Genomic DNA, 13,167 nt, shown 5'->3' with positions numbered 1-13,167 from the left:
CATGAGACAGATCTTCTTCGACACCGAAACCACCGGCCTGGAGGCCGACAAGGGCGACCGCGTCATCGAGGTCGGCTGCGTCGAAATGGTCAACCGCCAGCTCACCGGCAACCACCTGCACCTCTACATCAACCCGGAGCGCGCCAGCCACGAGGACGCGCTGCGGGTGCACGGGCTGACCGAGGCCTTCCTGTCGGACAAGCCCAAGTTCGCCGAGATCGTCGACCAACTGCTGGCCTTCCTGGCCGGCGCCGAGCTGGTCATTCACAACGCGCCGTTTGACATCGGCTTCATCAATGCCGAGCTCAAGCGCCTGAAGCGCGGCGTGCTGACCGACCATGTGGGCGGCGTGCGCGACACGCTGCTGATGGCGCGCGACCTCTTTCCCGGCAAGGCCAATTCGCTGGACGCGTTGTGCCGCCGTCTCGAGGTCGACAACACCAAGCGCGTGCTGCACGGCGCGCTGCTGGACGCCGAACTGCTGGCCGACGTCTACATCCGCCTGACGCGTGGCCAGGACGCGCTGTTGATGGACGAGCATGGTGACAACGCCAGCGGCGACAGCCACGCCGCCATCGAGGCCGTGGACCTGTGCCGCTTCGTGCTGCCGGTGCTGCACGCCAGCGAAGCCGAGGCCGCGGCGCATGAGAAATTGCTTGCCGACCTCGACAAGGCCGCCGGTGGCGCCTGCAAGTGGCGAGTGCTGGAGCCCGCTCAACCCATGGCATAATCGCGGGCTTCGCGGAAGTCGAGATTCGCTTTCGGGGCGGTTAGCTCAGGGGTAGAGCACCACATTCACACTGTGGGGGTCGCAGGTTCGAAACCTGCACCGCCCACCAAGACTCTTGGAGTTGCGGTGGATTCAGTTTTCAGGATTGGGCGGTTAGCTCAGGGGTAGAGCACCACATTCACACTGTGGGGGTCGCAGGTTCGAAACCTGCACCGCCCACCAATCAAGGACTCAAGGAAGCCGGCTGCGTGCCGGCTTTTGCTTTTCCAGCTCTGTGTATTGAGCACCACCTTGACATGGTGGGGGTCGTTGGTTCGAATCCAATCGCGCGTACCAAATTCGGTAGGTAGAACAAGCACTTAGCGGCGATGCCAGGTGCTTTTTCTTGTGCGCTCAGCATGAGCACACTCTTGCGGGCGACTACGCTGCCGAGAAGCGTGAGGCGTGGGCTCTGATTGGCGTGAGACTTGAGTCGATCATGGGCGAGTCATCGTAAGCGCTCATGCGGTACACGCCGTCAGTGCCGAGCGCGTGTTGAACACCGTGCGAGCCAGCGACACAGTTGCGCGGGTCGGCGGTGACGAATTCGTTGTTCTGCCGTCGGGAATCGCCGATGAGGACGGTGGACATGGACCTGGGATCCAGCCCGAGACGCCGTCCCCAGCGCTTTGGATTGGACTGCAACATCAAGCTCCAGGGTTTGCGCGCACAGAGCAGCCCGGCGGACCGGGCTGAGCAACTGGGCAAATGCCGGATATCCAATGCCGCGACGCTGTTGGATCGGGTGAATCTATTTCGAATCAAAGACTTAAGTAGATGCTTCGTGCAAAGGGCGCACTGGCACGCCCGTTGCTATTTCCGGAGGCCGGCCGCATTCACGGATGCGAGACACGGCGGACAAAACCGGAGACAGCATGAGCACCATGGGCGATACCGACCCCGTCGAAACGGGCGAGTGGGTCGATGCATTGAGCGCGGTCCAGCAGCACCGCGGTGGCGAGCGCAGCAACTTTCTTCTCAACCGGCTTGTCGACCAAGGCCGGCGGGACGGCGTCTATGTGCCGCGCTCCCTGACCACGGCCTACTGCAACACCATCCCGCCGGAGCGCGAGGAGAAGAGCACCGGTGACCGCGCGATCGAGCACCGGCTGCGCTCCATCATTCGCTGGAACGCGATGGCGATCATCCTGCGGGCCAACAAGGATTCGTCCGAGCTGGGTGGCCACATCGCCAGCTTCCAGTCCGCTGCAACGCTCTACGACATCGGCTTCGGTCACTTCTGGCATGCGGCGACTGACACCCATGGTGGCGACCTGCTCTTCATCCAGGGTCACAGCTCGCCGGGCATCTATGCGCGCGCCTTTCTTGAGGGCCGGTTGACCGAGGCGCAGCTGCTCAACTACCGGCAGGAGACCGACGGGGAGGGCATCCCGTCCTACCCGCACCCGTGGCTGATGCCGGACTTCTGGCAGTTCCCCACCGTGTCGATGGGCCTGGGCCCACTGATGGCGATCTACCAGGCGCGCTTTCTCAAGTACCTGCATGGCCGGGGCCTGGCCGACACGGCGCCGCGCAAGGTCTGGGCCTTCATGGGCGACGGCGAGATGGACGAACCCGAGTCGCTGGGTGCGATCTCGCTGGCTGGCCGCGAAAACCTGGACAACCTGGTCTTCGTCATCAACTGCAATCTGCAGCGCCTGGACGGCCCGGTGCGCGGCAACGGCAAGATCGTGCAGGAGCTTGAAAGCGTGTTCCGCGGCGCTGGTTGGAACGTCATCAAGGTGCTGTGGGGCAGTGGCTGGGACGCACTGCTGGCCAAGGACAAGAGCGGCAAGCTGTTGGAGCGCATGGAGGAATGCGTCGACGGCGAGTACCAGGACTTCAAGAGCAAGAGCGGCGCCTATGTGCGCGAGCATTTCTTCGGCAAGTACGAGGAGACGCGCGCGCTGGTGGCCGACATGAGCGACGACGAGATCTGGGGCCTGACGCGTGGTGGGCACGACCCGGTCAAGGTCTTTGCCGCCTACGCCGCTGCGGTCAAGCACACCGGCCAGCCGACGCTGATCCTGCCCAAGACGGTCAAGGGCTATGGCATGGGCGAGTCGGGTGAAGGCCAGATGATTGCCCACCAGGCCAAGAAGATGACCCAGGACGCGCTGCGCGGTTTCCGCGACCGCTTCCAGATCCCGGTGTCCGACGAGGACCTGCCCAACATCCCCCTCATCAAGCTGGCCGAAGACAGCCCCGAGATGAAATACCTGCGCGCCCGGCGCGAGGCGCTGGGCGGCTATCTGCCGCAGCGGCGGCAGAAGTCCGCGGCGCTGGAGATCCCGCCGCTGGCCAGCTTCCAGCGCCTGCTGGACAGCAGCGGCGAGCGCGAGATCAGCACGACCATGGCCTTCGTGCAGATGCTGGGCACGCTGGTGCGCGACAAGCAGATCGGCAAGCATGTCGTGCCCATCGTGCCCGACGAATCGCGCACCTTCGGCATGGAGGGCATGTTCCGGCAGCTGGGCATCTGGTCGTCGCTGGGCCAGCTCTACAAGCCGCAGGACGCCGACCAGCTGATGTACTACCGCGAGTCCAAGGACGGGCAGGTGCTGCAGGAGGGCATCAACGAGGGCGGGGCGATGTCGAGCTGGATCGTCGCGGCCACCTCGTACAGCACGAACAACGTGCCAATGATCCCGTTCTACATCTACTACTCGATGTTCGGCCTGCAGCGCGTGGGCGACCTGGCCTGGCTGGCGGGCGACATCCGCGCCCGCGGCTTCCTGCTCGGCGGTACGGCCGGCCGCACCACGCTGAACGGTGAAGGCCTGCAGCACGAGGACGGCCACAGCCACATCCTGGCCGGCACCATCCCCAATTGCATCAGCTACGACCCGACCTTTGCCTACGAGGTGGTGACCATCATCCGCGACGGCATGCGGCGCATGTATGCCGAGCAGGAGGACGTGTATTACTACGTCACCCTGATGAACGAGAACTACCCGCACCCCGGCATGCCCGAGGGCAGCGAGGCAGGCATCCTGAAGGGCCTCTACCAGCTCAGCGACGGCGGCAAGACGGCCAAGAAGGGTCTGCGCGTGCAGCTGATGGGCAGCGGCACCATCCTGCGCGAGGTGATGGCCGCAGCCGAGCTGCTGAAGAGCGACTTCGGCGTCACTGCCGATGTCTGGAGCGCCACCAGCTACAACGAGCTGCGCCGCGACGGCATGGCGGTCGAGCGCTGGAACCGCCTGCATCCGACTGAGCCTGCCCGCAAGAGCCACGTCGAGACTTGCCTTGAAGGGCATGACGGCCCGGTCATTGCCGCCACCGACTACATGCGCAACTACGCCGACCAGGTGCGCGAGCAGGTGCAGGCCGCCGGCCGGCGCTACGTCGTGCTGGGCACCGACGGCTTCGGCCGCAGCGACTACCGGCGCAAGCTGCGCCGCTTCTTCGAGGTCGACCGCTGGCATGTGGCCGTGGCGGCGCTGAAGGCGCTGGCCGATGACGGCGCGATCAAGCCGGCCATCGTGGCCGAGGCGATCACCAAGTACGGCCTCGACGCCGAGCGCGCCGCACCGTGGACCGTCTGAGGAGCACATCGATGAGCCAAACAATCGACATCAAGGTGCCGGACATCGGCGACTTCGCCGACGTGCCGGTGATAGAAATCTTCGTCAAGGTCGGCGATGTGGTGAAGGCCGAGGACCCGCTGCTTTCGCTGGAGTCCGACAAGGCGACTATGGACGTGCCGGCGCCGCGTGGGGGCAAGGTGCAGGCCATCCGTGTGCAGGTCGGCGACAAGGTCGGCGAAGGCAGCGTGATCATGGTCTTCGAGGCCGAGGGTGCTGCTGCAACGGCAGAGCCGGCGAAGCCCAGCGTCGTCGCGCCGCCGTCCGCCATCAGCGCACCGGCCGGTGTGGCCGAGGTGCGCGTGCCCGACATCGGCGACTTCAAGGACGTGCCGGTCATCGAGATCTTCGTGAAGGTCGGCGACACGGTGAAGGCCGAGGACCCGCTGGTTTCGCTGGAGTCCGACAAGGCGACGATGGACGTGCCGGCGCCGCTATCTGGCGTGGTCACGGCTATCAGGATCCAGGTCGGCGACAAGGTCAGTGAAGGCTCGGTGATCCTGTCGCTGTCCACCGGCGAGGCCACCGCAGCGCCGCCAGCTGCTGCGGCCGTCGCGGCGGCAACCAGTGCTGCCGCTACGCCCGCTGCGGCATCCGCAAGCACTGGCGCAGGCGTCGACGAAACCGCCTTCGCGTTGGCCTATGCCGGCCCGGCCGTGCGCAAACTGGCACGCGAGCTGGGTGTAAACCTAGGCCATGTGAAAGGCAGCGGTGACCATGGCCGCATCCTGCGCGAAGACGTCGAAGCCTTCGCCAAGGGTGGCGCGCCGGCAGCACCCTCGGCGCCGGCCAAGTCAGCGCCGGCCGCTGCGGGCGGCGGCCTGGACCTGCTGCCCTGGCCCAAGGTCGATTTCGCCAAGTTCGGCCCGGTCGAGCGCAAGGAGATGTCGCGCATCAAGAAGATCTCGGGCGCCAACCTGCACCGCAACTGGGTCGTCATCCCGCATGTCACCACGCATGACGAGGCCGACATCACCGACCTCGAGCAGTTCCGCGTGCAGATGAACAAGGAGCTGGAGAAGAGCGGCGTCAAGATCAGCATGCTGCCCTTCATGATGAAGGCGGCGGTCGCGGCACTGAAGAAGTTCCCCGAGTTCAACGCCAGCCTCGACGGCGACGCGTTGGTGATGAAGAACTACTGGCACATCGGCTTCGCGGCCGACACGCCCAACGGGCTGATGGTGCCGGTCATCCGCGACGTCGACAAGAAGACCGTGCCGCAGATCGCCACCGAGATGGGCGAGCTGGCCAAGCTGGCGCGCGACGGCAAGTTGAAGCCCGACCAGATGCAGGGCGGCACGTTCACGATCAGCTCGTTGGGCGGCATCGGCGGCATCTACTTCACGCCCATCATCAATGCGCCCGAGGTGGCCATCATGGGCGTCTGCAAGAGCTACTGGAAGCAGCACTCCAGCGACGGCAAGAACGCCAGCTGGCGGCTGACCCTGCCGCTGTCGTTGTCCTGGGACCACCGCGTCATTGACGGCGCGGCGGCCGCACGCTTCAACGTCCATTTCGCCAACGTGCTCGCCGATCTGCGGCGCGTGCTGTTCTGAACTGAAGGGAAATCCGATGACTCAATTGCTTGAAGTCAAGGTTCCCGACATCGGGGACTTCAAGGACGTCGCCATCATCGAGCTGCTGGTCAAGCCCGGCGAGGTGATCGCCGTGGAGACGGCACTGATCATGGTCGAGTCCGACAAGGCCTCGATGGAGATCCCGTCCACCCACGCCGGCACGGTGAAGGAGCTGAAGGTCAAGCTGGGCGATAAGGTCAGCGAAGGCTCGGTGATCCTGGTCATCGAGGCGGCGGGAGCGGTGGCAAGCGCGCCTGCTCCGGCCCCGGCTGCACCAGCTCCTGCGCCCAAGGCATCGGCGACGGCGCCTGCCGCCGGCAGCTTCGCCGGCAAGGCCGATGTCGAGTGCGAAGTGCTCGTGCTCGGTGCCGGCCCTGGTGGCTACTCGGCTGCCTTCCGCAGCGCCGACATCGGCATGAAGACCGTCCTAGTCGAGCGCTATGCCACGCTGGGCGGTGTCTGCCTGAATGTCGGCTGCATCCCGTCCAAGGCGCTGCTGCACACGGCCAGCGTGATGGACGAGGTTCAGTCACTGGGCAAGCACGGCATCAAGTTCGCCGCGCCCGAGATCGACATCGATGCGCTGCGCGGCTTCAAGGACGGCGTCGTCAAGAAGCTCACCGGCGGCCTGGCCGGCATGGCCAAGGCGCGCAAGGTCGAGGTCGTCACCGGCGTCGGCAGCTTTCTCGACCCGCACCACGTCGAGGTGCTGGCCGCCGACGGCAAGAAGACCGTCGTCAAGTTCGCCAAGGCCATCATTGCCGCCGGCTCGCAGGCGGTGAAGCTGCCCTTCATGCCGGAGGACGAGCGCGTCGTCGACTCGACCGGCGCGCTGCTACTCAAGGGCATCCCGAAGCGCATGCTGGTGATCGGCGGCGGCATCATCGGCCTGGAGATGGCCACCGTCTATTCGACGCTGGGCACGCGCATCGACGTGGTCGAGATGCTGGACGGGCTGATGCAGGGCGCTGATCGCGACCTGGTCAAGGTGTGGGAGAAGTTCAACGCGCCGCGCTTCGACAACGTGATGCTGAAGACCAAGACGGTCGGTGCCAAGGTGGTCAAGGCCGGCATCGAGGTCAGCTTCGAGGGTGAGAAGGCGCCGAAGGAGCCGCAGGTCTACGACCTGGTGCTGGTGGCCGTGGGCCGCAGCCCGAACGGCAAGAAGATCGCCGCCGACAAGGCCGGCGTGGCGGTCACGGACCGCGGCTTCATCGACGTCGACAGGCAGATGCGGACCAATGTGCCGCACATCTTCGCCATCGGCGACATCGTCGGCCAGCCGATGCTGGCGCACAAGGCGGTGCACGAAGCGCATGTGGCTGCCGAGGCCGCGCATGGCGAGCCGGCCTTCTTCGATGCGCGGCAGATTCCGTCGGTGGCCTACACCGACCCCGAGGTCGCCTGGGCCGGCAAGACCGAGGAGCAGTGCAAGGCTGAAGGGCTGAAGGTCGGCAAGGCGGTGTTCCCCTGGGCGGCCTCGGGCCGCGCCATCGCCAACGGCCGCGACGAGGGCTTCACCAAGCTGCTGTTCGACGAGGCCACCCACCGCATCGTCGGCGGCGGCATCGTCGGCACCCATGCGGGTGACCTGATCAGCGAGGTCTGCCTGGCCATCGAGATGGGCTGCGAGCCGGCCGACGTCGGCAAGACCATCCACCCGCACCCGACCCTGGGCGAGTCCATCGGCATGGCGGCCGAGGTCTTCGAGGGCCATTGCACCGACCTGCCGCCGCAGAAGAAGAAGTAGATGGCACTCGCTCTGTCCTTCGAGACTGTCGGCAGCGGCCCGCCGCTGCTGGTGCTGCACGGGCTGTTCGGCTCCAGCAGCAACTGGCGCAGCATCGCCCGCCAGCTGGCAGCCACGCACACCGTCATCAGCGTTGACCTGCGCAACCACGGTGCGTCGCCGTGGGCCGATGCGATGGGTTACGTCGAGATGGCCAACGACGTGCTGCAGCTGATCGACCGCCTGGGCCTGAAGGCACCTGCGGTGATGGGCCACAGCATGGGAGGCAAGACGGCGATGGCCCTGGCGCTGCGGCATCCGCAGCGGGTCGGCCGCCTGCTGGTGGTCGACATTGCGCCGGTCGTCTATGCCGACCAGCAGACACCCTTTGCCGACGCCATGCGCGGCGCCGACGTGGTGGCCGCAGCCAGCCGCGCCGAGGTACAGGGACGACTGCAGCAGGCAGTGTCCGACCCCGGCGTCGTGCCCTTCCTGATGCAGAACCTGGTGATGCACAACGCCCACTTCGACTGGCGCATCAACCTGATGGGCATCAGCGCCGCGATGCCGCAGCTGTGCGGTTTCCCGAGCGAGCTGCTGGGGGCGAGCTATGCAGGCCCGGTGACCGTGATCGCGGGCCGCGAGTCCGACTACGTCGTGCAACTGGACGGGGCCGCGTTCCGGCCGATGTTCCCGCGTGTCGACGTGCAGGTCATCGAGGGTGCCGGGCACTGGGTGCATGCCGACCAGCCCGCCGCCTTGCTGGCCTGCGTCCGGCAGGCCTTGCGTGAGGCCGCGCCCGTTGCCTGAACTGAAGCCATTCGCAAAGAACGACAGGAGACCGCCATGACCGACAAGCTGCGCGAGGCCGCGCTCGATTACCACCGCTACCCGACGCCGGGAAAGATCTCAGTCACGCCGACCAAGGCGATGGCCACCGCGCGCGATCTGTCGCTGGCCTATTCACCCGGCGTGGCCGATGCCTGCATGGCCATCGTCGACGACCCGCAGGAGGCCGGCAACCTGACGGCGCGCAGCAATCTCGTCGCGGTCATCACCAACGGCACCGCGGTGCTGGGCCTGGGCAATATCGGCCCGCTGGCGAGCAAGCCGGTGATGGAAGGCAAGGGCTGCCTGTTCAAGAAGTTCGCCGGTATCGACGTGTTCGACATCGAGTTGGCCGAGAACGACCCCGACGCGCTGATCGACACCATCGCGCGGATGGAGCCCACCTTTGGCGGCATCAACCTGGAGGACATCAAGGCGCCCGAGTGCTTCTACATCGAGACCAAGCTGCGCGAGCGCATGAAGATCCCGGTCTTCCACGACGACCAGCACGGCACGGCCATCGTCGCGGCGGCAGCCATCCTGAATGCGCTCAAGCATGTCGGCAAGAACATCGGCGAGGTCAAGCTGGTGGCGTCAGGTGCCGGTGCGGCGGCGCTGGCCTGCCTGGACCTGGCGGTCAGCCTGGGCCTGAAGATCGAGAACATCTTCGTCAGCGATGCCAAGGGCCTGGTCTACATGGGCCGCGCCGAAGGCATGGACCCGAACAAGGCCCGCTATGCGCGCGACACCGGCGCCCGCACGTTGGCCGAGGTGATCCCCGGGGCCGACATCTTCCTGGGCCTGTCGGCGGGCGGCGTGCTCAAGCCCGAGATGGTCAAGACGATGGCGCGCGACCCCATCATCCTGGCGATGGCCAACCCGACGCCGGAGATCATGCCGGAGGAGGCGCTGGCCGTGCGGCCCGACGCCGTCATCGGCACCGGCAGGTCTGACTACCCGAACCAGGTCAACAACGTCCTGTGTTTCCCCTTCATCTTCCGCGGCGCGCTGGACACCGGTGCCACGACGATCAACGAGGAAATGAAGCTGGCCGCCGTGCGCGCCATCGCCGAGCTGGCGCATGCCGAGATTCCCGAGGTGGTGGCGGCAGCCTATGGCGCGGTCGGCCTGCGCTTCGGGCGTGATTACCTGATCCCCAAGCCCTTTGACCCGCGCCTGATCGAGGTGGTGGCGCCCGCGGTGGCTCAGGCGGCGATGGACAGCGGCGTGGCCAGCCGGCCGATTGCGGACATGCCGGCCTATCGCCAGCGCATGTCGCAGTTCGTCTACCAGTCGGGCAGCAGCATGCAGCCGCTGTTCGCCGCTGCGAAGCGCTCGCCCAAGCGGGTGGTCTACGCCGAGGGCGAGGACGAGCGCGTCTTGCGCGCCGCCCAGGTGGTGGTGGACGAAGGCCTGGCGCGGCCGCTGCTGCTCGGGCGGCCCGAGGTGATCCGCCAGCGCATCGCCGAGTTCGGCCTGCGGCTGTTACCCGGCACCGACTGTGAGCTGATCAACCAGCTCGACCCGGCGGTCTATGGCGACGCGGCGGACGACTACTTCCAGCTGCGCCGTCGCGACGGCGTGTCGCGCGCGGCGGCGCGGGCCGACATGCGCAGCCGCGGCACGCTGCTGGCGTCGATGCTGGTGCGCCAGGGCCGGGCCGACGCGATGCTGTGCGGCACCTTCGGCAACTACGGCGATCACCTGCGGCATGTGCGCACGGTGATCGGCCTGCACGCAGGCACGCAGACGCTGGCTGCGATGCAGATGCTGATGCTGCCCGGGCGCCAGCTCTTCATCTGCGACACCCATGTCAACCGCGACCCCAGCGCCGAGCAGGTGGCCGAGATCGCGCTGATGGCCGCCGAGGCCGTGCGCCGCTTTGGCGTGACGCCGAGCGTGGCCCTGCTGTCGCATTCCAGCTTTGGTGGCTCCGACGCGCCGTCGGCGCTGAAGATGCGCACCGCGCTGGGCCTGATCAAGGCGCGTGACCCTGGCCTCGCCGTGGAAGGCGAGATGCGCGGCGACGCCGCCCTGTCCAAGACCATCCTGGACCAGGAGTTCCCCGAGTCGGGCCTGGACACCGAGGCCAATGTGCTGGTGATGCCCAACGTCGATGCGGCCAACATCTCCTACAACCTCTTGCGCATCGCGGCGGGCAACGGCATCACCGTGGGCGGCATCCTGCTGGGTGCCGCGCAGCCGGTGCACATCCTGACGCCCTCTGCCACGGTGCGCCGCATCGTCAACATGACGGCGCTGGCGGTGGCGGATGTCGCCGCGGCGCAGCGGGTCAGCGCCCGCAGCATCGACTGAAGACGGGCATGAACGAGCCCGTCATCCAGCGCGGCACGGCCAAGACGGCGCGCATCCCCATTCACGTCGAGGCCACGCCCGCGCTGGCCAAGCCGCCGTGGATACGCGTGCGGCTGTCGCAGGTCGAGAACTTCCGCGAGGTCAAGCGCGTGTTGCGCGAGGGCGGCCTGCACACGGTCTGCGAAGAGGCCGCCTGCCCCAACATCGGCGAGTGCTTCGGCAAGCGCACGGCCACCTTCATGGTGCTGGGCGCCTTGTGCACGCGGCGCTGCCCGTTCTGTGATGTCGCCCATGGCCAGCCCCTGCCGCCGGACCCGCTGGAGCCCGAACGCCTGGCCGACACGGTGGCGGCGCTCGGCTTGAAGTACGTCGTCATCACCAGCGTCGATCGCGACGACCTGCGCGACGGCGGTGCCGCGCATTTCGCCGCCTGCATCCGCGCCGTGCGGAGCCAGTCGCCCGCGACCCGCATCGAAGTGCTGACGCCGGACTTCCGTGGCCGGGCGACGATTGCGCTGGACATCCTCGCCGCCGACCCGCCGGACGTGATGAACCACAACCTCGAGACCGTGCCGCGCCTGTACCGCCAGGCCCGGCCGGGTGCCGACTATGGCCATTCGCTGCGGCTGCTGCAGTCGTTCAAAGAGCGCTGCCCGCAGGTGCCGACCAAGTCCGGCCTGATGCTGGGTCTGGGCGAAACCGATCAGGAAGTGACGGCCGTCATGCAAGACCTGCGCGAGCACGGCGTCGACATGCTCACCGTGGGGCAGTACCTGCAGCCCAGGGCCGGCAACCTGGTCGTGCAGCGCTACGTGGAGCCGCAGGCCTTCGAGGCACTGGCGGCCAAGGCGCGCGCGCTGGGCTTTGTGCACGCGGCCTGCGGGCCGCTGGTGCGTTCGAGTTACCACGCCGACGAGCAGGCGCACGCCATCGGCCTCTGAGCCCCAGGCATCAGCAGCACCGCCCCCCGAATACAGATCACCAGGAGACACACGTGGACCACCAACCCGTATCCAAGCCGTTCTACCGCTCGCTCTATTTCCAGGTCATCACCGCCATCGTCATCGGCGTGCTGTTGGGCCATTTCTACCCGGAGACGGGAGCGGCCATGAAGCCGCTGGGCGACGGCTTCATCAAGCTGATCAAGATGATCATCGCGCCCATCATCTTCTGCACCGTGGTGGTCGGCATCGCCGGCATGGAGGACATGAAGAAGGTTGGCAAGACCGGCGGCCTGGCACTGCTGTACTTCGAGGTCGTCAGCAGCATCGCGTTGGTGGTGGGCCTGGTGATCATCAACATCGTGCAGCCCGGCACCGGCATGAACATCGATGTCACCACGCTGGACACCAAGGGCATCGCCGCCTACACCGGCCCGGGCAAGATGGCCACCACCACCGAGTTCCTGCTCAACGTAATCCCGAGCACGGTGGTCGATGCCTTCGCCAAGGGCGAGATCCTGCAGGTGCTGCTGTTCGCCGTGATGTTCGGCTTCGCGCTGCACAAGTTCGGCGGCCGCGGCACGCTGGTGTTCGACTTCATCGAGAAGGCTTCGCACGTGCTGTTCGTCATCGTCGGCTACATCATGAAGGTGGCCCCGATCGGTGCATTCGGCGCGATGGCCTTCACGATCGGCAAGTACGGCGTGTCCTCGCTGCTGCAGCTGGGCCAGCTGATGGCGACCTTCTATGCCACCTGCCTGTTCTTCATCTTCATCGTGCTCGGCGGCATTGCCCGGGTGCATGGCTTCTCGATCTGGAAGTTCATCAGGTACATCAAGGAAGAGCTGCTCATCGTGTTGGGCACTTCGTCCAGCGAATCGGTGCTGCCGCGCATGATGGCCAAGCTGGAGAACCTGGGCGCCAAGAAGTCGGTGGTCGGGCTGGTCATCCCCACCGGTTATTCGTTCAACCTGGACGGCACATCGATCTACCTGACGATGGCTGCTGTCTTCATTGCTCAGGCAACCAACACGCCGATGACGCTGACGCAGCAGCTCACGCTGCTGCTGGTGCTGCTGCTCACCTCCAAGGGTGCGGCCGGCGTGACGGGCAGCGGCTTCATCGTGCTGGCGGCCACGCTGTCGGCAGTGGGCCACGTGCCGGTGGCCGGCCTGGCGCTGATCCTGGGCATCGACCGCTTCATGTCCGAAGCCCGCGCGCTGACCAACCTGATCGGCAACGGCGTGGCCACCGTGGTCGTGGCGAAATGGACCAATGACCTGGACGTGCCGCGCATGCAGCGGCTGCTGAACAACGAGAGCACTGCCGAAGCCGAAGAACCCGAGGCCGTGCTGGACACGTCCGAGGCGCACATGCCCGTCCAGCCGGTGCGTTCATAACTGAGCCACTTTGCGGTGAT

The 13,167-nt window shown here is 66.4% G+C and carries 9 protein-coding genes and 2 tRNA genes; 10 read left to right on the top strand and 1 reads right to left on the bottom strand.

Annotated features, from left to right (window positions below; translation table 11 throughout):
* Nucleotide 1 precedes the first annotated feature (1 nt).
* The 3 genes from dnaQ (at nt 2) to AC1DW0_RS20760 (ending at nt 952) form a co-directional block, all read left to right on the top strand.
* Nucleotides 2-730, top strand: a complete 729-nt coding sequence (gene dnaQ / locus AC1DW0_RS20770; RefSeq protein ID WP_457353146.1) for a DNA polymerase III subunit epsilon — start codon at nt 2-4, stop codon at nt 728-730.
* A 34-nt stretch (nt 731-764) separates the two neighbouring features.
* A tRNA-Val gene (locus AC1DW0_RS20765) sits at nt 765-839 on the top strand.
* A 38-nt stretch (nt 840-877) separates the two neighbouring features.
* A tRNA-Val gene (locus AC1DW0_RS20760) sits at nt 878-952 on the top strand.
* 198 nt (nt 953-1,150) lie between these two features.
* Here the strand turns inward: AC1DW0_RS20760 and AC1DW0_RS20755 are convergent.
* Entirely contained in the window at nt 1,151-1,360 is a 210-nt protein-coding gene (locus AC1DW0_RS20755) for a hypothetical protein (protein ID WP_235532046.1), read from the bottom strand.
* 284 nt (nt 1,361-1,644) lie between these two features.
* Here AC1DW0_RS20755 and aceE point away from each other — a divergent pair, with 284 nt between their 5' ends.
* From aceE to AC1DW0_RS20720, 7 genes are read left to right on the top strand one after another with little or no spacing between them, the layout of a single operon-like run.
* Nucleotides 1,645-4,317, top strand: coding sequence for a pyruvate dehydrogenase (acetyl-transferring), homodimeric type (aceE, locus tag AC1DW0_RS20750; RefSeq protein WP_477947706.1), 2,673 nt, complete (start codon nt 1,645-1,647; stop codon nt 4,315-4,317).
* 11 nt (nt 4,318-4,328) lie between these two features.
* A complete protein-coding gene (gene aceF / locus AC1DW0_RS20745; RefSeq protein ID WP_477947704.1) occupies nt 4,329-5,912 on the top strand; it encodes a dihydrolipoyllysine-residue acetyltransferase in 1,584 nt (527 codons plus the stop codon).
* A gap of 16 nt (nt 5,913-5,928) precedes the next feature.
* The gene (lpdA, locus tag AC1DW0_RS20740; protein WP_477947702.1) at nt 5,929-7,683 is read left to right on the top strand and encodes a dihydrolipoyl dehydrogenase; all 1,755 of its coding nucleotides are present in this window, start codon (nt 5,929-5,931) and stop codon (nt 7,681-7,683) included.
* The gene (locus AC1DW0_RS20735; RefSeq protein WP_477947700.1) at nt 7,684-8,472 is read left to right on the top strand and encodes an alpha/beta fold hydrolase; all 789 of its coding nucleotides are present in this window, start codon (nt 7,684-7,686) and stop codon (nt 8,470-8,472) included.
* Between the two features lie 36 nt (nt 8,473-8,508).
* A complete protein-coding gene (locus tag AC1DW0_RS20730) occupies nt 8,509-10,806 on the top strand; it encodes an NADP-dependent malic enzyme (RefSeq protein WP_477947699.1) in 2,298 nt (765 codons plus the stop codon).
* 8 nt (nt 10,807-10,814) lie between these two features.
* Nucleotides 10,815-11,747 (top strand): lipoyl synthase, encoded by a 933-nt coding sequence (gene lipA / locus AC1DW0_RS20725; RefSeq protein WP_477947697.1) that lies wholly within the window; start codon nt 10,815-10,817, stop codon nt 11,745-11,747.
* A gap of 53 nt (nt 11,748-11,800) precedes the next feature.
* Nucleotides 11,801-13,147, top strand: a complete 1,347-nt coding sequence (locus AC1DW0_RS20720; RefSeq protein WP_477947695.1) for a dicarboxylate/amino acid:cation symporter — start codon at nt 11,801-11,803, stop codon at nt 13,145-13,147.
* Nucleotides 13,148-13,167 lie beyond the last annotated feature (20 nt).

The organism is Roseateles sp. P4_D2, from assembly GCF_056401875.1.
The sequence above is the reverse complement of the archived record's forward strand: the minus strand, read 5'-3'. Positions and strand labels throughout refer to the sequence as shown.